The 24,143-nt window shown below is 61.8% G+C and carries 20 protein-coding genes; 5 read left to right on the top strand and 15 right to left on the bottom strand.

The window, feature by feature from the left end; translation table 11 throughout:
* Positions 1 to 3: 3 nt before the first annotated feature.
* The 14 genes from H3Z74_RS23550 to H3Z74_RS23485 all read right to left on the bottom strand — a co-directional run bounded on the left by H3Z74_RS23550 (position 4) and on the right by H3Z74_RS23485 (position 15,744).
* Complete coding sequence (locus H3Z74_RS23550; RefSeq protein ID WP_187761876.1) at positions 4 to 1,527, bottom strand: ShlB/FhaC/HecB family hemolysin secretion/activation protein; 1,524 nt, start codon at positions 1,525 to 1,527, stop codon at positions 4 to 6.
* Between the two features lie 563 nt (positions 1,528 to 2,090).
* Positions 2,091 to 2,573, bottom strand: coding sequence for a hypothetical protein (locus tag H3Z74_RS23545; RefSeq protein WP_187761875.1), 483 nt, complete (start codon positions 2,571 to 2,573; stop codon positions 2,091 to 2,093).
* Positions 2,574 to 2,575: 2 nt separating this feature from the next.
* Positions 2,576 to 3,874: a PAAR domain-containing protein gene (locus H3Z74_RS24570; protein ID WP_229726770.1), complete on the bottom strand. Its 1,299-nt coding sequence runs from the start codon at positions 3,872 to 3,874 to the stop codon at positions 2,576 to 2,578.
* A 26-nt stretch (positions 3,875 to 3,900) separates the two neighbouring features.
* Positions 3,901 to 4,437, bottom strand: coding sequence for a DcrB-related protein (locus tag H3Z74_RS23535; RefSeq protein ID WP_187761874.1), 537 nt, complete (start codon positions 4,435 to 4,437; stop codon positions 3,901 to 3,903).
* Between the two features lie 224 nt (positions 4,438 to 4,661).
* The gene (gene tssH / locus H3Z74_RS23530) at positions 4,662 to 7,316 is read right to left on the bottom strand and encodes a type VI secretion system ATPase TssH (RefSeq protein ID WP_187761873.1); all 2,655 of its coding nucleotides are present in this window, start codon (positions 7,314 to 7,316) and stop codon (positions 4,662 to 4,664) included.
* Positions 7,313 to 8,335, bottom strand: coding sequence for a type VI secretion system baseplate subunit TssG (gene tssG, locus H3Z74_RS23525; RefSeq protein ID WP_187761872.1), 1,023 nt, complete (start codon positions 8,333 to 8,335; stop codon positions 7,313 to 7,315). Before tssG ends, tssH begins: the two co-directional genes overlap by 4 nt.
* Positions 8,299 to 10,176, bottom strand: coding sequence for a type VI secretion system baseplate subunit TssF (tssF, locus tag H3Z74_RS23520; protein ID WP_229726769.1), 1,878 nt, complete (start codon positions 10,174 to 10,176; stop codon positions 8,299 to 8,301). Before tssF ends, tssG begins: the two co-directional genes overlap by 37 nt.
* 12 nt (positions 10,177 to 10,188) lie before the next feature.
* The gene (gene tssE / locus H3Z74_RS23515; protein WP_187761871.1) at positions 10,189 to 10,719 is read right to left on the bottom strand and encodes a type VI secretion system baseplate subunit TssE; all 531 of its coding nucleotides are present in this window, start codon (positions 10,717 to 10,719) and stop codon (positions 10,189 to 10,191) included.
* An 11-nt stretch (positions 10,720 to 10,730) separates the two neighbouring features.
* Positions 10,731 to 11,510: a type VI secretion system accessory protein TagJ gene (locus H3Z74_RS23510; protein ID WP_187761870.1), complete on the bottom strand. Its 780-nt coding sequence runs from the start codon at positions 11,508 to 11,510 to the stop codon at positions 10,731 to 10,733.
* 28 nt (positions 11,511 to 11,538) lie between these two features.
* On the bottom strand, positions 11,539 to 12,033 hold the full coding sequence (locus tag H3Z74_RS23505) for an Hcp family type VI secretion system effector (RefSeq protein WP_187761869.1): 495 nt from the start codon (positions 12,031 to 12,033) through the stop codon (positions 11,539 to 11,541).
* Positions 12,034 to 12,099: 66 nt separating this feature from the next.
* The gene (gene tssC, locus H3Z74_RS23500) at positions 12,100 to 13,593 is read right to left on the bottom strand and encodes a type VI secretion system contractile sheath large subunit (RefSeq protein WP_187761868.1); all 1,494 of its coding nucleotides are present in this window, start codon (positions 13,591 to 13,593) and stop codon (positions 12,100 to 12,102) included.
* Positions 13,594 to 13,619: 26 nt separating this feature from the next.
* Positions 13,620 to 14,156, bottom strand: coding sequence for a type VI secretion system contractile sheath small subunit (gene tssB, locus H3Z74_RS23495; protein ID WP_187761867.1), 537 nt, complete (start codon positions 14,154 to 14,156; stop codon positions 13,620 to 13,622).
* Positions 14,157 to 14,233: 77 nt separating this feature from the next.
* On the bottom strand, positions 14,234 to 15,223 hold the full coding sequence (locus H3Z74_RS23490) for a type VI secretion system protein TssA (RefSeq protein ID WP_187761866.1): 990 nt from the start codon (positions 15,221 to 15,223) through the stop codon (positions 14,234 to 14,236).
* Positions 15,224 to 15,270: 47 nt separating this feature from the next.
* The gene (locus H3Z74_RS23485; protein WP_229726768.1) at positions 15,271 to 15,744 is read right to left on the bottom strand and encodes an OmpA family protein; all 474 of its coding nucleotides are present in this window, start codon (positions 15,742 to 15,744) and stop codon (positions 15,271 to 15,273) included.
* Positions 15,745 to 16,188: 444 nt separating this feature from the next.
* On the opposite strand from H3Z74_RS23485, the gene H3Z74_RS23480 reads away from it, so the two are divergent.
* The 5 genes from H3Z74_RS23480 to H3Z74_RS23460 all read left to right on the top strand — a co-directional run bounded on the left by H3Z74_RS23480 (position 16,189) and on the right by H3Z74_RS23460 (position 21,900).
* Positions 16,189 to 18,195 (top strand): type VI secretion system Vgr family protein, encoded by a 2,007-nt coding sequence (locus H3Z74_RS23480; protein WP_187761864.1) that lies wholly within the window; start codon positions 16,189 to 16,191, stop codon positions 18,193 to 18,195.
* Positions 18,196 to 18,226: 31 nt separating this feature from the next.
* Entirely contained in the window at positions 18,227 to 18,796 is a 570-nt protein-coding gene (locus H3Z74_RS23475) for a DUF6931 family protein (RefSeq protein ID WP_187761863.1), read from the top strand.
* The gene (tagH, locus tag H3Z74_RS23470) at positions 18,793 to 20,301 is read left to right on the top strand and encodes a type VI secretion system-associated FHA domain protein TagH (RefSeq protein ID WP_187761862.1); all 1,509 of its coding nucleotides are present in this window, start codon (positions 18,793 to 18,795) and stop codon (positions 20,299 to 20,301) included. The genes H3Z74_RS23475 and tagH overlap by 4 nt, the downstream gene beginning before the upstream one ends.
* Positions 20,302 to 20,422: 121 nt before the next feature.
* Complete coding sequence (locus H3Z74_RS23465; protein WP_187761861.1) at positions 20,423 to 21,400, top strand: M15 family metallopeptidase; 978 nt, start codon at positions 20,423 to 20,425, stop codon at positions 21,398 to 21,400.
* A 98-nt stretch (positions 21,401 to 21,498) separates the two neighbouring features.
* Positions 21,499 to 21,900 carry a hypothetical protein gene (locus tag H3Z74_RS23460; protein WP_187761860.1) on the top strand — a complete coding sequence of 134 codons (402 nt, stop codon included), beginning with the start codon at positions 21,499 to 21,501 and terminating at the stop codon, positions 21,898 to 21,900.
* A gap of 656 nt (positions 21,901 to 22,556) precedes the next feature.
* On the opposite strand, the gene H3Z74_RS23455 is transcribed toward H3Z74_RS23460, so the two are convergent.
* Positions 22,557 to 24,125 carry a hypothetical protein gene (locus tag H3Z74_RS23455; RefSeq protein ID WP_229726767.1) on the bottom strand — a complete coding sequence of 523 codons (1,569 nt, stop codon included), beginning with the start codon at positions 24,123 to 24,125 and terminating at the stop codon, positions 22,557 to 22,559.
* Positions 24,126 to 24,143 lie beyond the last annotated feature (18 nt).

Here is a 24,143-nt window from a genome sequence, read left to right as displayed (position 1 = left end):
TCCTCAACGCGCCGGATCGCGGAATTGTACCGTCAGCGATACGAGTACTCGCGCGGGAGGCTTTCGGTCATCGAGCAACAGCGCTTTGTCGAGCGGTTTGGCATAGCCGACATCGAGCACCAGCCGGTTGCGCAGCGACAGCCGAACGCCGCCGCCGACACTGCCGAAGTTTCGCGGTCCTTCGATCGAGGTGCGGTCGAGATTGCGCAGATACAGATGGTCATAGAATCCGTAGAATTGCGTCCCGAAAGCCTCGGTGATGGGAAGCTCTGCCCGTGCTTCGATACGGCCGCCGATCGCCCGGTCGCCACTGTTCGAGCCAGGATCATAGCCGCGCCCGATCGTCAGGCTGCCAAGCGCGAATTCTTCGTAGTTGAGCAGCGGATCGTTCGTCCACTGCGTCTGCGCCTGGCCCATGATACTGAAGATCGGGCCGATATTGAGCACACCTTCGATTGTCGCGCGGACGACGAATGCCTGCGGATTGCCGTCAATTCGCGAGGTTAATACGCCTCCGCTGAATCCGCGATCGCTGGCCCCAAGAAGGCCCAGCCCCTTACGCAGTTCCGCCGACGCCGCGAGCGAGAACAAAGGCGCACCGTTTTGCGTCAGCGCCTGGTAATCCGCATCGACTCCGATAAAGCCGATGCGCAGGCGGTCATGCGTCAACGTCACGGCGGTGTTGCCGAAACCCAGGTTCGACGTCTGATCGACAAAGTCGAAACCGCCCCTCAGCCGGGCATTGCTGCGAACCGTACGAACCAGCGGATGGACGACGTCGAAGCCCGCGATGAACGTGTTGCTCCGCAGATCCAACGGCCCGAGGTCGGGTCGCGACCAAGCATAGCTCGCGCGCACGCCGAATGTCGTGCCGACATCGCTCACGCCAAGGATATGACCGCCCTGGACGATAATCTGTTCCTTGAAATCGGAGGTCGTGGACGCACCGAAATAAGTCAGGTCGGACATGCCCGTCAGACCATAGAGTTCGCCGCGGACATAAGCCGTTTCGCGCCCGAGCAGCTTGGAATTATAGTTCTGGGCATTGCCGAACAGTGCAAAGCGGCGTGAACTGACGGTCAATTCGCCGATCACTGCCCCTTGTTCGCCGCCGGCAGGACGCAGGGCGAGCGCCACATCGAGACCGGGAATATCGCCGGCGAGTAGCAACAGGCGCTCGGCCTCGCGTTCGTTCAGCGGATCCAGCGCCTGGATCGCCGCAAGGCGACGGCGCAGGATATTCTCATATCGGCCCGCCTCACCACGAACCCGGATCTCGACAATATGTGCTGTGACGACCTGCAAACGCAGCACGCCATCCGTGATTTCCTGCGGCGGAATCTGCACCGAGGCAACCCAGCCACGGCTCCGTAGCGCTGCATTGGCCCGATCGCGGATTTCGCAGACGATCTTGAGCGCCTGTTCCCCTTTGGGTGCGACAACGCCAGCCAACGCGAGCGCCACTTCAGGTTGCAGCGGCGACCCATCAGGCCGGGATAATTCGATGCGATCGATCGTAAGCCGCAACGGCGAATTTTCGAACGGACAGTTCGGCACCGCCAGGGCGCTGCGTGCATCAACGCTCGCCGTCGATTCGGCTTGCGTATCCGGAGTCGGCGGCGTGATTTCCTGGCGCGTCTGCGCTCCGGCAGAACCCGCCGAGGCGCAGATTGCTGCGGTTGCGAGCCCAATCCAACCGTGCAACGTCCGTCGCCGAGCCAAATTTTTTCCCCTTTACTTACAGCCGTGTCTACTTCGACGGTTTAACGGATCAATCAGCAACATCAAACCCTTGACCACGCATCTTTCGAGGTTTGATGTTACATGACGAAGTCGTTTCGTCCGAACCGCATACTTTCAGAGGTATTTCGGTTTCCCAGCAACCGGCCTCGAACAATCGACAGAACCAATAAGCCCTTGGCACCAATTTTGCGCCGCTTGGTATCGGCGGATCGGATACGGCATTGGCCATATTCGATCGGGTGGACCTCGATCGTTGCTCGACCTCATCCCTGGTCATCCGATTGCGGTACTATCGATGGGGGGAGCCGCACTTGAACCCACCGATCACCGCCCCCGACCAGGCGCGGTCAGCGCAACTCGCTTTCGATCAGGAACGGTTCGGTTATCTCGCTTTCGTCAACCGGATCCGACTGGAATATCAGTTCGGCGCCGTCCGCCCTCAACAAAATGCCGTTCAAATCTCTGCTCACCCAAGCGGCATCCGAGTCCAATGCGATAGATCCCGTTTCGACGATATATACGCCCAGGCCCGACAAGCCGGTTCCGTACAGAAGGATCTCACCCGCACCGTTGTCGGCAAATGCCAGGGCGCCGGGGGCATATTCATCCACATTATATGCCGCGTTCATGGCGAGTGCCTCTTCCGGACCCCATATTCGCAACTGACCTTTTTCATTCCAGAGAAACACTGTCCCGGTCGCCTGAACAGTCAGATCCTCATAGCCGCCTGGCAGCTCTGGATATTTCAACAACAGGCTCTCCATGTCTTCCTTACGGGCAGGCAAGGAATAACAATACAGCCTCAGAGAAGAATCCAGCGTAAATTCCATTTTTAATATCCCGGAACTTTAGTGTATGGAGCACCAATCTTATCGAGCATTCGATATTGCTGATTCAACACTTTCGATATGGTGGCATCGCTATAGCCAGCCGCTTTGTAATCCGATGCGGTATTGGCCAGCTCGTCATTCAGCGTCGAACTCCATTTCCCCTGCCCGTTGGCGACGCGAGCTGCCGCTCGGGCATTCTGGCGATTGGAAATGATCGTGTGCTCATACGGCTTGACCGCGCCGGTCGCGATCGTTTCGGCAGGGGCAAGTTTACTGTCATAACCATATTGCTTCAGGTTTTCCTGAGCCCATTTGCCTTGCAACCCGTGATTGGCTTGTAGATTTCCACCCTGCGGCCCTGCCATTCGCGGATTCGGCCGCGCGCCTTTGTAGGTCTCGTTGAACAGGATGTACGGGTCGTTCGGACTTAGGCCTTCAGTCTTGGGAAGTTGCCGCGGCACGACCCGTATATTGCCACCGTTCGCCCCCAGAGAGTTGGGATCGATCTTGATTTGATAGCGGCTGTTGAATGCCTGCGTGCCCTTCGTTCCGGCCACGCCACCAGCCATACCGCCCAGGAAGCCGCCAGCGATCTCCAGCGAGCGTATGCCCGCTTCCGATAGTCCCAGCGCTTCCCCTAGCGCGCGCCCTCCTTGCGCGCCGAAATGAGCACCGGCAAAACCCAGCACCACACCACCGATCGTTGCCGCCACACCCACCGTTGCGATCGCGAACGGCAGCGCCGCGATCGCCCCCGCAATGCCAAGCACCGTGAGTGTCGTCACAGCCCAGGCCGGCACCTCGGGCGTGATCGTCACCCTCGGGTCCTGAGCACTGGCGCCGCCGATAAAGACGTTGGGCGATACTTGCGGGACCGATTTCGCGCTGCACCCAATCTTCTCGTCTTGCCGGCCGGCCAAGCCGATGTTGATCATTACCGTCGACGAACCGGTGGCGAGGGGGATCGGAGTGCTGCCATCCTTGCTGCACAGGGCGAACGACCCGAACGTAAAGGTCGCCGGCCGGCCATTGATGAACACGTTCGTCGATCCCGTGACGAACTTGCCGCATGGCGGGCCCATCGAGGCCTCGCCGATATACATGCCGCCAAGGCCGCCGGCCGACACCATGCCCGCCGCGGCACCCGCCGCCGCGACCAAGGCCAATCCGCCCGTCGCCACCGTCGCCGCCACCAGCACGGCACCGATCGCTGCGCCGGCGAGAATGCCGAGCAGCATGCCGGTACCGGCATTGCTGTGTGCAATGTCGTCGCCGACACGGGCGGCGGGCGGCATCGTCATGGTGCGTCCCGGCTGATCATATCGGCCTAGCGATCATTGCCCGGCGCCGGGGCGATGACCAGGTGCGCTAGTGATTGTTCAAACACCGGCTCGTGCCTGGCATAATCGTCCGCAGCGGCTGTGGTGGTAAAGGTCACAACGACCCCTGACCCGGCGGAAATGAAGAAAACGCGTTGACGCAGCGTTCCCGCCCCAGACGCCCACATGAACTGGATCTGGAAGGCGTCGCGCTCGTGCAGCCGCCCCGGACCTTCGCTTTCCCGGAAATATTGCGGCAGCGTGACGCGAAAGCCGTCAATCTGTCGATTGCAATATTCACGAAACGTCTCGCGTCCACCCAAGGCATCGCGCGCGATAACGATCGTCGGCGCGATCGTCTGACCGCCCGCCAGCGGCGCGCTATGGATGATCATGGATTTATCGATCCAGCCGGCGGGCGGCTCGGCATTCACCACAACCGGCGATCGTTCGTCATTGGCTACCATGCCGGTTCTCCTGTGTTCGCTATCATGCCCAGGATACAGGGCGCGGCAAATATCGTCGACCGACGATCCGCCGGGCACACATCCCTTTTCGCTGCCCTCAACGCACCGCCGTACATAGGCTTTGATCTCCGGCTATCCAGAAAACAGGTAGGAAAACACATGCCAGGAACCGTCTCGGCACCCTGCCGATAACCCCCCTGGGACCACACCGTTCCGGCGAGGTGCATAAAGAGCAGTGGCGGCCCGGCAATCGATCTCATCCCGCTGCTGCCGGGAATATCGCGGCCGTCAGCACGAGCTTCTCACGCCGCAACATCTTCGATCGGCTCATTGGCCGGCTCCGATTTTCCGACAAAGTTATAGCCAAATCCGTCACCCGCTACGCTGACCTGAATTCGGGATACCTCTTCTCCACGCATCTTGTGCTCAAGCAGCGCCACCGACATTTCGGGCAGCATGGTATTGGTCAGGATCGCATCGATCATTCGGCCGCCTGAGGCAATTTCCGTACAGCGCGCGACGATATGGTCGACAACGTCGGCGCCGATCTCCAACACGATCCCGTGATTGTCGGCAATCCTCCGTTCGATCCGCCCAAGCTGGAGCCGGACAATGCCCGCAAGCATATCCGGACTGAGTGGGTAATAGGGCAAGACAAGCAACCGCCCGAGCAGCGCGGGCGGGAATACCTTGAGCAATTCGGGGCGGAGCGCGGTGGCGAGGCCTTCCGCATCGGGAGCCGTTTCCTCGTCCTCGGTCAGTGACATGATGAGGTCGGTTCCAACGTTCGACGTCAGCAGGATGATTGTGTTGCGGAAATCGATGTGCCGCCCCTCGGCGTCGTTCATGAAGCCCTTGTCGAACACCTGGAAGAACATCTCATGGACGTCAGGATGTGCCTTCTCCACTTCGTCCAGCAGCACGACGGAATAGGGGCGCCGCCGCACCGCTTCGGTCAGTACCCCGCCCTGGCCGTAACCGACATAGCCGGCCGGTGCGCCTTTCAGCGTGGAGACGGTATGCGCCTCCTGAAATTCACTCATATTGATGACGATCATCGATTCATCGCCGGAGAAGAGCAGGTCGGACAGCGCATGTGCGGTCTCGGTCTTCCCGACCCCGGATGGTCCGCACAACATGAACACACCGACGGGCTTGGACGGGTTGTCGAGCTTGGCGCGGCTCGTCTGGATGCGCTTGGCGACCGCATCCATGGCATGATCCTGCCCGACGACGCGCCGCTTCAACCGGTCGGCAATGGTCAGAACGCTGGCGATCTCGTCCTTCACCATCCGACCGATCGGAATTCCGGTCCAATCTCCCACTACCGCGGCAATGGCGTCGGCATCGACGACGCCGAACACCATGGGATCGTCCCCCGCCGCTTCCGCCAGCGCCGCCAGCGCCGGTTCGAGCTTGTCATCGCCGGACATATGGTCGGCATCGACCGGCGCGGCACGCGCCGCTATCACAGCTTCCAGCGCGTCCTTCTCGCGCGCCCACTTTTCCTCAATGCGTGACACTTCGTCGCGTGCTGCGGCGATCTCCGCATCGATCACGGCGAGCCGGTCACCATCGCGATAGCGCCCCTCGGTCTCACGCTCGACCACGCCGCGTTCGGACTCGAGCAGTTCCAACCGACGACGCCGGTCTTCGACCGGCGCGGGCGTCGCATGCTGCGATACCGCCACCCGCGCAGCCGCCGTATCGAGCAGGCTGACCGCCTTGTCGGGCAATTGACGTGCGGGCACGTAACGCTGCGACAATGTCACGGCCGCCGCGACCGCCTCGTCGAGCACGACGACATTGTGATGCGCCTCCATCACCGACACTACCGATCGCAGCATGTCGATCGCCACCGCGGTCTCGGGCTCGCTGACCTGGACCGTTTGGAAACGACGGCTGAGTGCCGGGTCCTTCTCGAAATACTGGCGGTATTCCGCATAGGTGGTGGCGGCAATCGTGCGCAGGCGACCCCGTGCCAGCGCTGGCTTCAGCAGGTTCGCGGCATCGCCCGTCCCGGCCTGCCCACCGGCACCAACCAGCGTGTGCGCCTCGTCGATGAACAGGATGACGGGGGTCGCGGCATTTTCGACCTCGTCGATCACCTGGCGCAGTCTTTTCTCGAACTCGCCCTTCACGCCGGCACCGGCTTGCATCAGCGCGACATCGAGCGAGCGCAGGGACACCCCCCGCAACGGCGGCGGCACGTCACCGTCGACGATGCGGCGTGCGAACCCCTCGACCACTGCGGTCTTGCCGACTCCAGCCTCGCCCACAAGGATCGGATTATTCTGCCGGCGGCGCAGCAGCACGTCGATCAACTGGCGGATTTCCGCATCCCGGCCAACCACCGCGTCGATCTCTCCGGCACGCGCACGCGCCGTCAGGTCGACCGAGAAGCGGGCCAGCGCTTCGCCGGTGGCGGCATTCGGTGGCGCCGCACCGACGACATCGTCGGCAGCCGCCGTCTCGGTCGTTTCACCGGACGTCTTCACAATCGCCGAGAACTCCGTCCCCAGCCGATCCACAGAGATCTTGCGCCATTCACCGCTCATCGCGAACAAGGCATTGCGCAACGTCGGCGTCCTGAGCATCCCGAAGATCAGATGGCCCGAGCGGATCCTGGCCGCGCCGAACTGAAGCGAGGCATAGAGCCAGCCCTTCTCGATCGCTTCCTCCACTTGTGGCGCAAAATCGGCGATTGCCGATGCTCCGCGCGGCAGAATGTCGAGGCTCGCGATCACGTCACGGGCAAGCCGCGCATCGTCGATTCCGAACGCGGCGCGGATCGCCGCGACATCGCCCTGTGGATCCTGCAGGAGCAGATGCACCCAATGAACGAGTTCGACATAGGGATTGCCTCGCATCTTGGCGAAGCTCGTCGCGGATTCGATCGCTTTCAACGTCGTCGCGTCGAGCCGCCCGAACAATGATGCACGGCTGATATCGGTCATGCGTATTCCTCTTGTCGCACAGGACGCCGGAGATGCGCATCTGCGCAAATGGTGTCGTCTTTGATTGTTCCTACCCACCCCGTCCAGCCGAGGCGTGTGCCGCCATCGAGGCGCGCCGGGCGCGTATGCCTGCCTGCGACCTCGATCGCGACATCCCATTCGAGATGGCTCGGGGCGAAAGCATCGAGTGCTTCGGACAGGATACGGAAGCGCGCGCCGGACGGCAACAAGGCATCATAGTCGGCGCGTGAACTCGCCCGTACGACGACGCGAAATGCATCGGAAGCGACGCTGACTTTGGTCCCCGCCATTGCTTCGGTCCCCAATGCGCAAAAGCTGCGGCCCAGCCGGGTGCGATCCTCCGCCTCGACATCGCGCCAGCGCGGCTGATACTCGATGACGGTCACACGCTGTCCGATCAGATGCCCGACCGCGTCTTCAATTCCGCCGGCGCTGCGCCGTGAGGCGAACAAGGCGGCGTAGTGGACGCGCGCGCGGGCCGGAAAAGCGGCGTCGTCACGAACGCCTTCGGTGGCGCCGGTAAGCTGTGCAATCTTGTCCGCAAATCCATCCTCGGCAGGCCGATCCGCTTGCGCGGCAGGCTGCGAATCCGCCCAGGCGCGAAAGAAGAATTGCAGCATCCGTCCAGCCAGCAGATCGAGCCAGCGCCCGAACGGACGGGTTGTCGCGTAGCGCCGTTCGAACGATGCGAATTCGGTCATGTGCGACGGCAGCGGTCCCATTGGACCAGTCAGACCGAACCAATAGCCGCTGACCCGCGCACGCCCTTCCACGATCTCGACATCCTCCAGCGTCGAGTCCGGAAACGCCATTGTCGGCACCTGCGACAGGTCGACGATGTTCTGCGACGGCCGCCTTGCTCGACCGATACGGGGCAAATCGGGCGCGCGCGCTTCCGCCCCGCGTGCAATGGGAAACAACCCGAACCGCCGCGCTTGCGCCGCCACCCTGGCGAGAAACGTCAGATGGTGTAACGGCGCCCGATCCTTGGCGGCCATTGCTGGAACTCCCCTTCATTGGCGCTCTTGACGTGAGTTTCTGTAAACGAATTGATGCTCGCAAACTCGGCGAGGAAACGTTCGAGCACAGCCGAGAACAGGAACATTCGTCCCTTGTCGAAGGCGGCATCGTCCAATGTTACCTTGATCCGGTGTCCCCGTGCGATCGCCATACGGTCGAGCCCGGGCACTCGCCGCGCGACCTTGGACGAGCGGATTCCGATAACCCCGTCAACCTGCCGTCGCGACGCCGCATCATCTTGCCGGCCATATAAGGCGAGATGGTCCCGCAGCACCTGAGGATCATCATGATCCTCGGGCGCAAGCGTGGCGTAGTTCGGCGTCAAATGGCCGATGACGCGCCACGCGGCATCGCCCATGCCAAGCGGCGGACGCGGCCGGGTCGGAGCGCGCAAAACGCTGACCGCACGCGCAGGAATCCCCGAGACGATGAAATGCTGCTCACCGCGAAAGGTCAGCAATTCGGGCAATTCCCGGTTGGTCACCAACGCGCGCACCGCCAGTTCCTGGACTCCGTCAAGGCGGGTGGCGTCGCCAGGCGCAGTCAGGCTGATCCAGGTTTCGGTCCCGGTGTACTCGCCGCGCCGTCGCAGCCGCTGTTCTCGCGTGGAGAGACGCCGCGGGCGGAGCTGAGTCGTATAGAATAACGCCTCGTTCCAGTCGTAAAGCAACGCGCCGAACGCGTAGAGTGGGGCAACCGTGCGCGCATCGATCTTGTCGGGGCGGTGCGCCTGAACTTCGAGAACACGGAAAACCTCGAAATCGAGCGGGCGAGCACGATCGGGTATGACATGATGCTCATGCTCGAACGGCGACACCTGCACCCGACCAAGCTGCTTTTCAAACAGGTTGATCGCAGGGGTGGCGAACAGACGAAAATTGCCGGGGTCGAGCGCATTGTGGAGAACGGGAGCGGACCGGTCGAACAACAGGACCACATCGCAGGCCTTGGGGCTCGCGGCAAAAGCGCGCGCGAGCCCCTTCAGGTCGACGAAAAGGAAACGTTCCGGACATGCGAAATATTCGGTCAGCAGCCGATAACCACGGAACGAGCGCAGTTCGGACGGGAGCAGCGCCTGATTGTCGTCGAACCCCACCTGCCCGGGCAACGGCAGCTTCATCCATCCTTCCGGCCCTTGGGCAGCGTCGGCGGACCTGGCCACCACCGCAAGTGTTTCGCCGATGATCTGTCGATAGAGCTCGGCCGGCACCGCTTCCGATCCTGCAAGATAGAGCGGCAGAGACTCAGGCAAGATCTGTGGCAGGTCGACACCATCCGTCGCCTCGAAGCGCAGTCGCAGCCCGGCTTCCGCCCGGACATTGGCGCTCGACGCAAAGGGCGCGACAGCAGCACGGCTGGCGAGATACTCGACTTGGGTGATCTTGATCGGCCACAGCGTCACATCGTGCCCGCTACGGAATTCGACCGAAACGCCGCCCTGATCGTGCGCGGTCGCCACCATCGGCGTTCCGCGCGGGACCACATAACCCTTGATCAGCCCGGGATCTCCACCGTTCGGTTCGAAGCCGGCGATACAGATGGAAGGGGTCGGCGCGAGGTAATGCGGTTGAACCGCGTGGAGCAGATGCTGCGTAAATTCGGGGTACTGATCGGCCAGCTTTAGCTGCACGCGCGCGCCAAGATAGGCGACGCCTTCCAGCAGCCGCTCCACATAAGGGTCGGGATCGGTCGGCGTCTTCAGCCCGAGCCGTCCGGCGACCGCCTCATGCTCTTCACCGAACGCACGCGCCTCTTCGCGGAGATAGGCGAGTTCGTCATTGTAGAAGCGCAACAGGCGCGGATCGATCCCGCCGCTCACCGGGGGAGCCGGCTATTCACGGACGTTGACCGTGGCAGTTTCGGCTTCGACCTCGGTCCTGAATTTGACCGGCATGACCTGTGCCGCGGACGTGATGTCACCCTGAATCAGATAGGTCAGGGCATGCGGGGTATCATCGTCGACCGGATCGACAGTCAGCCCCTCGCGATTGAGTCGCGGTTCGAAAAGCCTGATGGCGCGGCGTATTTCGCGCGCCCGAGCCAGCACCGCACGCCGGTTCAATGTTCTGCCCGCCAGATCGGTCAACCCGAAATTGAGCACCGATTCGGCGACTCGGGGATAGGGTTCAAGGTCGATCAGCGATTCCAGATTGGTGGTGTTCAGCAGCCAGGCGAGATCGCGCCTTATTGTCGCGCGCAAAGCAGCCTCGTTGAACCGTTCGAGCTTCGGCACCGAATAATAACGGAATTTCTCGCGGGCGACCTCGGGTGTTTCATCGCTCGTGTCGCGCATGCCGGAAATATCGAGGTCGGCGACCAGCTTGTCGAATAATGTCGGGGTCAGTCGTTGGGTGACGGCCATGGGAACCCCGATCAATCCATCACGAGTGAACGAACCGACAACAATCCACAATCCTGCTCGTCGGAAAGAGTCCACAACCGTTGGCCGGATCCGATTTGTCCGGTTGTACCGTCGTGCCAGTTGGTCGTACGACCCAATTGTTCGGCCGCCTCCGCAATGACACCGGGATAGCGCGCCGGCAGCAGCGCCGCGATCGACGTTCCTGCCTTCATCGCGATCTCGACCGGATACCAGACGATATCGCGCAAATCCTTTGGTCCTTCGCTTTTCATTCCGGCAATCGCATCGAACGGGAGCAGCCCGTATCGTCCGCCGATAATCGCCTCGATACACGGGCCGAAGCGCGCATCGGCATCCGCAATCCATTCGAAGCGCTGCCCGTCGATCGTACCGGGCGTTTCGGGCGCCTGGGCAAAGGCTTGCTCACGCGCGGCAAGCCCTTCTTCTTCGCGGCCTTCAGCGATGTAGCGGATTGCTGCGGCCAAGCCTTCCGCCCAGGACGGCCCACCATGAATGATGGCCGTCGATGTACCGGCAAATATGGCTTCGCGCTCACGTTCCGCGCTGATCGCCTGGTTATACACGATGGCGAGCATCGCTGCTTCGGGCGACAGCTGCGCCAATGTAGCCAGATGCGTCGCAGCCTTGTCCCATTCTCTGCGTACAGCGAGCAGCTGGAAGAGGAAAAGACGTGTCTCGACGTCGCCGGGTTTACGGCGGACGCCCTCGATCAGTGCGCTACGCGCACCGTCGAGGTCGCCCGACCGCAAAAGATCGTCCGCGTTGTTCATTTCACGCTGTACGGACGACCCGGGCTGATTAGCCCGCCTCGTTCTGACGGATGTCGTAATAGGCAGTGACGACGCCGCCGTCCTTGCCGCCCTTCTCGTTCTGCGCCTGATAGTCGAATGTCACTTTGGCGCAGTTGAAGGTAACCGATTCCATGATGTTGTCGCCGCCTGCAGCGCCGTTATTATGAATATCGGAAACGATAATGTCCTCAAGCTTAATCTTGTAATAGGTCAACGCCTGCTCGCCGTCGCCAGCCTTTTGCGAATAGATGACCGCTTCCTTGATGTGCTTACCCGACGCGCAAGCCTTGAACAGGAGTGGCGATGACTTATCCACTTCCTTCTGGATACGAATATCCGAAATCTCCGCCTTGCCGGCGCCGCCGCCTGCACCGCCAGAATGGAATGATCCGTGCTGCACCGCACCGAAATCGAACGAAATAATATCAATCTCGTCCTGATGGTTCTTCTTGCGTGATTCGCCCTGAACACCATCAATCTTCAAAAACAGATCAACTGCCATCGTAATTCTCCTATGTTACGCTTTAAGCTACTACTGGGAACCGTACTTTACTTTATAATGCCGACTTCAGGTCGACGTCTTCGGAAGGCGTGAGACCATACTCAATGTTACATCCATGCCTTCGAGCTGGTAATGCGGTACGAACATGAACTTTCCGACATAGAAACCGGGATTTTCTTCGTCCGGAATCACCTCGATCTGCGCCTGCTTCAACGGCAGTCGAGCCTTGGTCTCGTCGTTCGACGTGGTCGGCGCCCCGTCGACATATTGCAGGACCCAATTGTTGAGGTCGCGCTGCAACTGCTCCGCTTCGCGCGAACCGCCAACCCAATCGCGCACCATGCATTTCAGATAATGGGCGAAGCGGCAGCTTGCGAAAATATAAGGAAGACGCGCCGAGAGGTTGGCGTTCGCCGTGGCCTCCTTCTTGTCGTACGAAGCTGGGCGATGCACCGTCTGAGCCCCGATAAAGGTCGCCTGATCGGTATTTTTCCGATGCAGTAGCGGCATCAGCCCGGCGGTCGCCAACTCGGCTTCACGACGATCGGAAATGGCGATTTCCGTGGGGCATTTCAGGTCGATGCCGCCATCGTCCGTCGGGAAGGTTGCAGTCGGCAGATCCTCGACGGTACCGCCGGATTCGACACCGCGAATCCGGGTGGTCCAGCCATAGGTCTTGAACGCTTCGGTGATCCGGGTTCCCATTGCATAGGATGCATTGAGCCAGAGATGCTGGTCATGCTCTCCGCCGACATCTTCTTCGAAGTCGAATTCATCAACCGGATCAGTCTTGGCTCCATAGAGCGGACGCCCCAGAAAACGCGGCAATGCGAGCGCCAGATACCGACTATCTTCGCTGCGGCGGAACGTACGCCATGCAGCGTAATCGGTCGCATCGAACAGTTTGCCGAGATCGCGCGGATTCGACAGCTCGGTCCAGCTCTCCATGCCGAGCAGCGAGGGCCCTGCTGCCGCGATGAACGGCGCATGCGCGGCCGCGCCAATCCGCGACAGCCCCTTCATCACTTCCAGGTCTGGAGCGGAATGGTCGAAATAATAATCGCAGACAAAGGCGCCATAAGGCTGGCCGCCCAGCTGCCCGAACTCATTCTCGTAGATTTTCTTGAACAGCGGGCTCTGATCCCACGCCGCGTCGCGATACTGGCGGAACATCCGCCGGCACTCTTCCTTCGACATGTTCATCACCCGGATCTTCAGATCCTTGCCGGTGGATGTGTTCATGACGAGATAGTTGAGCCCGCGCCACGTCGATTCCAGCTTCTGGAATTCTTCGTGATGAATGATCTGGTTGATCTGCTCGGTCAGCTTGCGATCGATTGCCGCGCGCATGGCGTCAACTGTCGCGAAGACATCTCCGCCAATGATTTGCGCATTCTGCAAGGCCTGTTCGGCCAGTGTCTGTACCGCCTGTTCGATGCGCGTCTTTCGCACATCGTCATTCGGTTTGAATTCCTTCTGAAGCAGCGCCTGGAAATCGTCCAGTGCCGCTTCACTCGCCTGGGGCTGCCCGCCCGATTGATGAAGCGCTTCTTGCGCCATAGTCGGCTCCGATTGCGATAGAGGGATTACGATTGGGCGACGTCGTCGGTTCCATCGCTGGAATCGGTTTTTGTCTTCGCCGCGGAAATAGCCTGCAGTAGAGCCGGATCCTTAAGTACCTTGTCGAGCAAATCCTGCGCTCCGTTCTTGCCATCCATGTAAGACAGCAAGTCTTCCAGCTGAGTCCGCGCCTCAAGCAACTTGGCCAGCGGTTCTATATTCTTCGCGATCTCACCAGGAGACAGGTCGTTCATTGACTTGAAGGTCAGGTCGACGGCCAGCTTGCCGCCGTCGCCACCGAGTGTGTTATCGACTGCAAAGGCGACTCGAGGCGCAATCGCCTCCATCCGCTGATCGAAATTGTCCATGTCGAATTCAACGAACTCGCGCGCCTCGGCTGCTTTGCGATCCTTCAGGCTCTTGCCCGAGAGATCGGACATCACGCCCATGACGAACGGCAATTCCACCTTCTGGCGCGCGCCATAGGTTTCGACTTCATACTCGATATGGACTCGCGGTTTCCGGTTCTCCCGGATGAAGCGTTGCCCGCTTTTAATCGCCATGACTGTACGTCCCTGTTACTCGAACACTGATAATTCGGCTGGTTGCCCCTGATCACTTTTGCTCGCAATCCGAGCAATCACATCAAATCCGAACGGCCGCTCTCCTCATTCCGTGCACGCAATACGCTATCCGCATCGGGCACGCCATTGGGTGAGATATCTCGCAATAACGTCATGAAGTCCATTGCGATCCAACCCTTAATTCTTCCAAGCGCGGCCGGGATAGGGCTGGATGGCTCTCGTCGCAGGTAATAATCGATCACAGAATCGAGTGCACGCGCAACATCTTCACGGCTTTCGATCAATCGAGACGCTGGCCGCCCGGCCCCGGCGCTCAACGCGCTCCCCATCTCGACATCGACGTCCTCCAAGCCATCGTCAGCGCCGCTGAACAGCATGACGTAAGGGCGGATGGCCTTGCGGATCGATTCCAGGACTTCGTAAGTCGGTTCAAAATTCGTGCCGGTCTGATTGGCAGCCGCCGCCTGCGCCGACAGGATGGCATCGGCGCGCGCCAATGCGCTGGCGATGTGATCCAGCCGGTCGACCAGAGCCTGGAGTTGTTCGATCGGCGTGTCAGCGATCGCGGCACGGAACTGACCATAGCCGTCACCGGACTCCCCTTCGCGCGCGAAGCGCTCGAAATCCTCGCCCGTGTAGCTGCCCAGCCGTGCATGATCGACCAATACGATCCGACGAATCGGCCCAAGAAATTCCCCGATTCGAACCAGCGATTCGCAAGGCGCCTTGCGCCCTTCAATGCCATATTCCTCAAGCTTGGGATGCGCTGTATCCCAAAAGGATTCCATCAATCCCGCGAGCATCTCGCAGCCGTCTTCAACCAAATCGAGGCGGTTGGAGCGAGCCCCTGCTCGAGCCAGATAGACGGCAAGCCAGAGGTCCCTGGTGAGCAGGCTCTGCTCAACGATCGTTTTGATCGTTTCCTTCCAATCAATATCCTCAGAGGCGCCCGAAGCTGCGCGACCAAAGGCATCTTCGATCAAGCCGCGCTCGGACGAATAGGAAAGATCGGGTCCTGCTGGATCGGTCTCGGCAACTGGCGCCATCAGTGCACCCGCATCCGCCTGGTGATCGGACTCTGATGAGGACAGAGTCAGGAGATCAGCTCCGCCTCGACCCGACGATTCGTCGGATCGGTCGAACGGTGCCCTGGAAGCGGGATATCGGGACCAAAGCCACGTGTCTGGAGACGCTCGGGCTTTACGCCAAGCGACACCAGATAGTCGGCAACCGTCTTGGCGCGCGCGCGTGACAAGGCCATGTTGAGATCGCGTCCGCCACGCAGATCGGTATGCCCCTCTATCAGGAAGCGCTTCGACTGCAGTTCCGGCGTAAGCAGCGATTTGGCGAAGATCTGCGTTGCCGTAATACCTTCGGCCGACAGTCGCGCTGAGTTAAGATCGAAGCCGATCATCAGGTCCGCACGCGGGCGCCCCACGGAGCCAACCACAGCGCCCGACACCGATGCCGCGCCAGCGACACGCCGCGGCGCGGCGCCATAGGCACCGCCGTTACGCGGCCTGCTGCGAACAATCGCTGCGGTTGGCTGGCTTGCAGGGCGCTTCACGCTTGAGGTTTCGCTGGCTGCGTTATCCGCCGCCGGCCGTGCCAGGCGAAAGCCTTTGGTTTCGGGCGCATCGCGACTGACGCGCTCTGCCTCCACTCCATCGCACTTACCGGCAAACGTGCAAAGATAGCCCGCAACGCTGGGCTTTACTGGGGGCGCTGAACGTCCGCCATCCTGCGCGATCGCGGGGAACGCGCATAAGGTGGCAAGCGGAAATATCAGCAAACGAGCGAACATGTTCATCTCCAAGCCGGGAATATTTCATTCGGTCCCAACTTATTACCCTGATGTGATCGAGGCAACCCGCAACAGCCCCGAGGGCCGCCTCTTGACTTAGGTTAAGACGCTGGAGCCATTGTAAGGTTCCATCCAACACAGTAAGTATCGGACGAATTGTATAAAGAGGAGTAAGCGGTGCCGGACTCGACACAGCGGCTTACTCGGATGTCAATCGATGTCGGTGACGAGCAGGTAGAGCTTGAACGAATCGAGAGCGCCGAGACGCTGGGACGACCGTTTGTCGTCCATGCTGATATCATATCACCGCTCGAAATCGACCTGCAGCCGCACCTGGGCAAGCCCGCGTCGCTTGAGGTTCTTGAGGACGAGGAAACGCTGCGCCATTTCCACGGATTGGTCACGGCGGGCGAATATCGCAAGGAAAGTCCGAGCGGCCATCACTACCGGCTGACCATCCAGCCCTGGACATATTACCTCGCGCAAAACGTCGCGATGGCGATCTTCCAGGACATGACCTCGGTGGCGATCATCAAGCAGGTGATCGAAGCTGCCGGCATTTCCGACGTCGATTATACCCGCCTGTCCATGCCGCGTGTGACGCGCGGCTATTGCGTCCAATACAAGGAAAGCGATTTCACCTTCATCTCACGCCTGATGGAGGAAGAGGGAATCTATTATTTCTTCCGTCACGATGCCGATCGCCACGTGATGGTGCTTTGCGAAGGCCCGAAATGCCACCAGCCCGGCAAGCCGGCCAAGCTGAAATATAACGCCAACTCGGTTTCTGTCTTCACGGCGGATTCGAAATCGCGCTTTTCCAACCAGGGCGATTTCCTGCAAAGCTGGATCGAGCGCGTCCGGTCGACCGCCGAAGCCAAGGTGACCTATCGCGATTTCGATTTCGAATCGCCCGATCAACCATTGACGGCGGAAGTGACCGGCCAGGGTGCCCATCCCGGAGACAATCGCGAAATATTCCATTATCCTGGACGCTATACGCGTGAGCAAACCGGCCGCGAAGAGCAGCAGAAGACCGGCCAGGAACGCAGCCAGGTGCTGCTCGATGCGCAGCGCGCCGGGAGGCGGACCTTTTCCGGCACCTCGCAATCGGCTGGGCTGGCGTGCGGTACCCGTGTTGATGTCGCGGACCACCCGGCCGCCCGCATGAATGCGGGATATCTGATCACCTCGACCTTCCACAGCATCGCTTCCGAAAGCTATCGATCGGGGTCGCAGGACGAGGAAGAAGAAGCGTTCAACATTCGGTTCGAGGCGATCCCCGCGGAAACCTCGTTCCAGCCCCCTCACGACACGCCGCGCCCTGTCGTTACCGGGCTGGAATCGGCGATCGTCACCGGGCCGTCCGGCGAAACCATCTTCACCGATCAATATGGTCGCGTAAAAGTGCGCTTCCACTGGGATCGCGCGAAAACCCCCGGTGAGCAATCCACCTGCTGGATACGCGTGTCGCAGACTGGCGGCCTTGGCAATCTGGTCCTACCCCGAGTTGGACATGAAGTATTGGTGGACTTCCTCAATGGCGACCCCGATCGCCCGCTGGTCGTCGGCCGCGTGTTCAACCGCTCCAACATGCCAATCTACGATCTGCCCGCAAACAAGACGCGCGCGCTTTGGCGAACCAAGCAATATGGCGAAGCCGGTCAGTATCCGGAGACCGAGGCGCTCGATACCGGCGCGCCGGGTGCCAACGAGATCCGGTTCGAGGACCGTGGCGGACAGGAGGAGGTCTTCCTTCACGCCGAGCGCGACATGAACAGTCGCATCCGCTTCGACGAAACACATCATGTCGGTCACAATCAGGATCACCGCGTCGGTCTTGATCGCACCGCCACGATCGGCCGCGACGAATCGAAGCTGGTCAAGCGTGACCGCTCCGTCCATGTCATCGGCAAGGACGGACTGCTGGTCGACAAGGAACTGTCGATCGAATCGAAGACGAAGATCACGATCCGGGTCAAGAATTCGATCGTCGTCATCGGTCCGGAAGGTATCCTGATCCAGGCCCCGACGGTCGACGTTCAGGCTACGGGGGAGGCAACGTTCAACAGCCCCGGCAGCTTACGAATCAATGCTGGCGCCGAGCTGACCCTCAATGGCGGGGTGACCAATATCAATCCCGACGGGGTCACGCCCGCCACCTTCGGCAGCGCGGTCCCGCTCGGCCCGGCGGCCGGCGAGGGAGGCAGCTGATGCCGACCTGTATCGGCATGCTCGACCGCCCATGAACGATTGGACCATGGTCAAGCTTACCGAGGCAAGGCAAGTCGCGGCCCTTATCGGAATCGATGAAGACGATTGGCCGATGGCATCGGTTGGTGTGCGCGATCGTTATGCGGCGCTGCGTCGGCAAGGCACGCTGGGTGCGGCGGTCGAATATCTCGGCCATGCGCTGCCCCGCCGCGAGGCCGTCAGTTGGGCCGGCCGTCTGCTCGATGATGAATCGCGCCGGATCGAACTCACGCGCCGCAGCCGGCTGGCGCTCGACAGCGCGATGCGCTGGATCGGCGAACCGACCGACGCGCATCGTCGGGCGGCCCATGACGCCGCGAGGGCGATCAGCAAGGCCGCTCCGGAACGGTTTCTCGGGCTCGCGGTGTTCTATTCCGGCGGGTCGGTAGGCGGCACAGGCGCTCCGCTGGCGCCGCCGCTACATGCCTGTTCCCGCTTTGCCGTCAGCGCGATCGAGCAAGCTGCCTATCGCAGCGCGGATTCCGCGGCTTTTTTCAACCGCGCACTCGATCTCGGCGAGCAGGTCGCCGAGCGGGGTATCGCGGCTCTGGCGCGACCATGACACTCACGCTGACCCTCCAGAACAGCGGCCGTCTCGACAACGGCGCACCGCTCGAGCTGGTGCTGCATCGGCGCGGTGCGATCATCGGGCGCGCATCGACCTGCGACTGGCCGCTGCCCGACCCGACAAAGCATATTTCGGCACGTCATTTCGAAGTGACCTTTGACGGGCGATTCTATGTCCTAACCGACACGAGCACCAACGGGACGTTTCTCAACGGCGCAAGCGAACGTCTGTCGTCGCCGCATCGCATCACGCAGGGCGATCGGTTCCAAGTCGGGCCCTATTTGATTCGCGCATCACTCAGCGGCGAAGCCGAGGCATCACTGCGCAGTGCCGACGCTGCCGCGGCGACGCCAGGCCCCCGCGCCTGGGCTGGGTGGGACGACGGCACCAGCGCGGCGGCGCCCGATGACGCCAGCAGCGCCGGATCGAATTCCGGTGGCGGCTGGGGCGCCCCGCCTGCCAACAGCGGCTGGGACGCAGCACCGCCCCCGCCGCCGCGCGACAATGCCCGATGGCAGCCGGAGGTTGGTCCGTCGCTCGCCCGGCCGGATGCGCACCGACAGGCCGGCGGCCAGGATGGGAATTATGGCCGCGACCGCACGCCTGCGCCAGCCGGCAGCGGTTGGGCACCGAGCGGTGCGGTCGCGCTGCCGCCCGTTGCATCGGCCTGGGAAAGCCCGGCCCCTGATACCGATCCGGCGTCAGGATGGTCGAGCGCGGCGCCCGATCGGCCAGCCGCCCCGTCGCCGGACGATGTATGGGGCCGAATCGCGGAAGGAAATGTCGTGGATTGGGCGCGGGGCGGTTTTGGCCAACCGATCGCACCGGGGGGAGATCCGCTTGGCCTCAACCCCGCTCCTGCCAGCCAATCGCTGCCGGCGGCGCGCCCGGTTGCGCCAGCACCGCCGCCGCGTGCCGCCCCGGGAGCGGCGGAAGCCGATTTCTTTGCAGCAGCAGGGCTAGCACCGGGCTCGATCGGCGACCCAGCAACCGCGCTCAAACGGGCCGGCGCCGTATTTCACCGGCTGGTGGCGGGCCTGGTGGTGATGGTCGAAGCGCGCGCCCGCGCAAAGGCGCAGCTCGGTGCAGAGGCGACCGCATTCTCGGCACAAGGCCATAATCCGCTCAAATTCGCGCGAACGCCGGAAGAGGCACTCGCAATGCTGATCGAGGAACCGCAGCGTGGATTCATGCCCGCCGACCGAGCGGTCGAGGATGCCTTCGTGGAATTACAGTCGCATCAGATGGCGACATTGAAGGCGATGCAAGGCGCGTTGCGCGCTACCCTGGACCGTTTTTCTCCAGCGGCAATCCGTGCCCGCGCCGATTCGGCCGGTGTGCTCGAGCGAATCCTTCCGGCTGCGCGCGACGCGACCTTATGGCAAACCTATGAGCGCGAATTCGGCGGCGTCGCCCAAGATTCGGACGAAGCGTTCATGGATGTCTTCGCCAAGGAATTCAGGCGCGCATATAACGACCAGGCAAGACGGAACACTTGACCAGCCCATGCGCTTTGCAACGGGGTTTTCGCCAATCACGGCGCTAATCCTGTGTAACGGCGGCAAAAATAGTCGGTAACCCGCAAGAAGCCCGCTGAGATCTTGGATGGTGGAGGTGCGGATGCAGCGCTTGAACGGATCAGTTGGCCTTGGCGGCAAGAATCGCAAATCGGATGTCATCAGCGTACAGCGTGCCTTGCTCGCCGCATCGGTATCGCCCGGCCCGATCGACGGCATTTGCGGCCGCCGAACGATCCAGGCGATCGAGCGATTCCAAGGGGGCGTGATGCGACGGCCCGATGGGCGAATCGATGTCAATGGGCCGAGTTGGCGTCGTCTCAATCAGCACGTCGCCGCAAGTACCCATACGCCGCCGCCCGCGGCGCAGAGTGCCGCTGCGCCGCCGCCATCATCCGGGCCCGCGCCTGTGACGCGTTCGGTCCCGGTCCCCGCTCAGCGATCCGCGGCGGTCGCCCGTGCCCGGACACCCGCACCAGTCATTGCCGCATCGGCGGCCACGCCCGCCGCGCCACCGCCGACCCAGCGCGCCAGCGGCTACTGGACGACCAAGACGGCGCTCCCGGCAGCTGGAACGGTCAATGTTGGCCTGTCGTCGCCATCGAGCAGCGATCAAGTGGCGCGCTTCGGTGGCATGCCGAGCGCACATATGTCGCAAAATGATCAGCCGGTGACGAACCCCGAATTGAAATCACTGATCGCAACGGAGTCAGTCGGCCCATTTCGCGTCACCGGTATTCGTCCTGCTATCGCCAGCCTGCGGTCGATTCTGGACGAGGTGCGGCGCGACCTTCCGGATCTCCTCGCGCTGCTGAGCAGCGCCGGGATGGAGGTCAACCGTCTCCAGCGCGGCAGCACGACCAAAGTTTCGAACCACGCCTGGGGCAGCGCGATCGACCTGCGCGTTGGCGGCGTCTTGGTGCCGTTGGGTGCGAGCTATTCGCTCAAAGGCCTTGATGCGCTGGTCCCCTATTTCAACCGCGCGGGTTGGTATTGGGGCGGCGGATATCGATCGCGCGGCCGCGCCGATCCGATGCATTTCGAATTGGGTGGCGCGATGATGGCGGGAGTGAGCCGTTGAGGCGGTCCGCTACAGTCATCGGCGCCGCCTGCCTGCTGACGGCGATTGGGGCCTGTCAGGCATCAGCCGGCAGCGCTCCGGCGAAGCAAAAGACGGCGATGCAAAAACCCTGCCGCGCCGAGGTGCCGGCGGAGCTCACCGCAGCCCCGGCGCACTGGCTGGGAGAATGCCCCAACGGCATGGCCGAGGGGCTCGGCGTAACTCGCGCAGGCGTTGCACCTCCCTATGAATTTTTCGCGGGACGGATGCGGGGCGGCCAGCTCGTCGACGGCGTGCTGATCCTGAAGTCAGGACTGATGATGGTGGCGATACGATTCGACGCACAGCGGCGCGTCGTCGTCAGCGATGGGCTTCGTCCGTCCGAGGATGAGGCCGTGTTCCGAACGGCGACCGCTGCGGCTGAAGCGGTCTCGAAGCGCATGGCGGCTACCGGCAATCGCAGTTCGTCCGCCTATTATGCCGGTCTCGCCCGGCGTATTCAGAACGCACCGCCCGAATAATAGCTGATCTTGTTATGACCTGTCTTCAGCTCTTTCCTGAAGGAGAAGGGCTGATGTGTCGTGGCTTGTGATGCCGGGTTTCGGGCCATAGGCGAGGCCCTTACATCGGCGGTGCTGCGCCAATCCTGTTCTCGACACTAAGAAAGAGCGCGCCGGTATCAGCCCAGCAAGGTGTGACCTGCCCGATCCTGCGTGATGGTTGAATCATCACCGGCCACCGGAGGGCGGGAAGGCGACGAGAGATATGTTACACCTATCGTAACATATCTCTGCGCGAGGCCTGAGAGACACTATCGTGATATAGCAATAAGTTAACAGGTACGACATCGCGATTCCTGATAGTACGGCATTGACGTGAATCCCGTTGAGCAATCCATGCGATTGATTGCTGGGTTACCGGAAGTGCCGAATTTCCCTGTTGCCGGCATCAAAGGCCAGCGGGGGTTGAGGGGTTGCTCGAACATGCCACCGCCCAGATGATCGTAAGGTGGCGGCTTGCCGGCTGACGGTCGGCTGCCGTTCTTACTTGGGAGAGCGACTGAACCGATCAGCCGCGAAATGCGCGACGAACGGCGATTGCTGCAGCTGCGCGCAGGGTCACGGCGCGCGTTTGATTACACTTGATGTAGACGCTTCCACCCACCGTCCGGCCAGTATCATGGCCTGATATTCCGCTTCAGCGTGAGCGATGAATCCGCGTTGAGCTGCTGCCGGCACGCCCATCGCAACGGGTGACGTGCACCCTTGACCTCCAGCTCTGCCTTGAGGCGAAGACCTTCCCAGCCATAGCCGCGCGGGAGCATCAACATCGCCTGGTGAATGCCGGTCGGATGCGGATACCCGGCATCCACGCAGCCGCCCGTCAAATCGCGGCCTTGCCCGTCCTGCACGGTCAGGCGCACCACCCCCGGAGGGGCGGCGACGCCGGCATTGGCGAGTCCGATCACCAGCCCGGCCTGGCCGTCACGCTCGAACGCCCAGATGAAGGAGGGATAGACGCGATAGCCGATGCGTCGTGCAGCCTCGTCGATCGGTGCAGGAAAACGATCGTAATAGCTCAGCACATTCGCGGCTGCTTCGTTGTGCCAATTCCACACCGACCAGTAATTGGCGCCGACCGCCAGGACGTGATCGATGATCCGCTCGTTCTGCGTCACGCCGTCGACCAACCCGAGCTCGGCAGGCGCGCCGGTGGTCATTCCGACTTCGCTGATCGCTGCGGTCCAGGACGGGCGGTTGCTCAATGCCTCGATCTGCGTGTTCTCGATGAAGATCGTGTCGCTGCGGATCCAGTTGCCGCTGCGCACCGTGCGGTCGAGCATATCGGCGTTACCGACATGGTTGAAGTCGGGCTGAGTGTTGGTGACGAGCGGCGTCTTGCTCCACGCGGCGAGCTGAATGTCGAGCATCCGCCGCCAGGTCTGCTCGGCGACAAGGTCGCTGGGAAACACATGCCCCTCGAACGGCCAGCTATGGCCCTCGCCCCAGAAGCCGTACATCATCGTGTCCATATATTCGACATCAGCGCTGCCGTTCAGCTCGGCCGCCAGCAACCCGTTCAGTTCCTCGAACGCGGCGAGATAGGCCGGGTGATCGTAGCGTGGCAGCGCATGGTGCTTGTTGTAGCGCGTCTGGTTCCGGTCGCCCTTCCAGCTGCCTTTCAGGCGAACCGACGGCACCTTGTCGATCAGGAATGCCGGCATCCCCGGCTCGGCGAAATCCGGGTTTTCCAGCATGATGCGGAAACCGACCTGCTTGCCATAGCGCCGCGCTAGATCGAAGGTGATCTGCCACCAGTCCGGCAGGTCGAGCCGGCCCGGGCGCTGCTGCACCTCGCGCCAATTGGGGCGAAGATAGACTTTCTGCACAAAGGGCAGGCGGATCAGATCCTCGATGGATTTTCCCAGCGCCTCGCCGGGAATGCGCGGCGGGCCGGTATCGCCGGAAATATAGACGGTGAGGCCCATGCCGCGATTGGCGATGATATCGCGCGACGGGCTGGTGACCATCACGACTTCACTGCCCGGCACGACGGCGCCGGTGCCATATTGCGGGAACGGCCCCTGATAGAGCCGGTCCGGCACCGGCAGACCGCTACCCCAATCGAACCCGCCCCAGACATGTTCCGGTATGTGCCCGGCGGAGGCGGGCACAGCAGCCAGGCCGGCCCCGGCGACGGCCCCCGCCGCCAGGAAGGCGCGCCGATCGATGGGTACGCCGCTCATTGGCCGGCCCAACCGACC

This window comes from Sphingomonas alpina (genome assembly GCF_014490665.1).
Taxonomy (GTDB): Bacteria; Pseudomonadota; Alphaproteobacteria; order Sphingomonadales; family Sphingomonadaceae; genus Sphingomonas; species Sphingomonas alpina.
This window is presented reverse-complemented; position numbering and strand designations above follow the sequence as displayed.

What these genes read in the sequence shown, in the direction of transcription:
- H3Z74_RS23545 (WP_187761875.1), bottom strand. Translation starts at nt 2,573, where the DNA reads ATGGAATTTACGCTGGATTCTTCTCTGAGGCTGTATTGTTATTCCTTG.
- H3Z74_RS24570 (WP_229726770.1), bottom strand. Translation starts at nt 3,874, where the DNA reads ATGACGATGCCGCCCGCCGCCCGTGTCGGCGACGACATTGCACACAGC.
- tssH (WP_187761873.1), bottom strand. Translation starts at nt 7,316, where the DNA reads ATGACCGATATCAGCCGTGCATCATTGTTCGGGCGGCTCGACGCGACG.
- tssG (WP_187761872.1), bottom strand. Translation starts at nt 8,335, where the DNA reads ATGGCCGCCAAGGATCGGGCGCCGTTACACCATCTGACGTTTCTCGCC.
- tssE (WP_187761871.1), bottom strand. Translation starts at nt 10,719, where the DNA reads ATGGCCGTCACCCAACGACTGACCCCGACATTATTCGACAAGCTGGTC.
- H3Z74_RS23510 (WP_187761870.1), bottom strand. Translation starts at nt 11,510, where the DNA reads ATGAACAACGCGGACGATCTTTTGCGGTCGGGCGACCTCGACGGTGCG.
- H3Z74_RS23505 (WP_187761869.1), bottom strand. Translation starts at nt 12,033, where the DNA reads ATGGCAGTTGATCTGTTTTTGAAGATTGATGGTGTTCAGGGCGAATCA.
- tssC (WP_187761868.1), bottom strand. Translation starts at nt 13,593, where the DNA reads ATGGCGCAAGAAGCGCTTCATCAATCGGGCGGGCAGCCCCAGGCGAGT.
- tssB (WP_187761867.1), bottom strand. Translation starts at nt 14,156, where the DNA reads ATGGCGATTAAAAGCGGGCAACGCTTCATCCGGGAGAACCGGAAACCG.
- H3Z74_RS23490 (WP_187761866.1), bottom strand. Translation starts at nt 15,223, where the DNA reads ATGGCGCCAGTTGCCGAGACCGATCCAGCAGGACCCGATCTTTCCTAT.
- H3Z74_RS23480 (WP_187761864.1), top strand. Translation starts at nt 16,189, where the DNA reads ATGTCAATCGATGTCGGTGACGAGCAGGTAGAGCTTGAACGAATCGAG.
- H3Z74_RS23475 (WP_187761863.1), top strand. Translation starts at nt 18,227, where the DNA reads ATGAACGATTGGACCATGGTCAAGCTTACCGAGGCAAGGCAAGTCGCG.
- tagH (WP_187761862.1), top strand. Translation starts at nt 18,793, where the DNA reads ATGACACTCACGCTGACCCTCCAGAACAGCGGCCGTCTCGACAACGGC.
- H3Z74_RS23465 (WP_187761861.1), top strand. Translation starts at nt 20,423, where the DNA reads ATGCAGCGCTTGAACGGATCAGTTGGCCTTGGCGGCAAGAATCGCAAA.
- H3Z74_RS23460 (WP_187761860.1), top strand. Translation starts at nt 21,499, where the DNA reads ATGCAAAAACCCTGCCGCGCCGAGGTGCCGGCGGAGCTCACCGCAGCC.
- H3Z74_RS23455 (WP_229726767.1), bottom strand. Translation starts at nt 24,125, where the DNA reads ATGAGCGGCGTACCCATCGATCGGCGCGCCTTCCTGGCGGCGGGGGCC.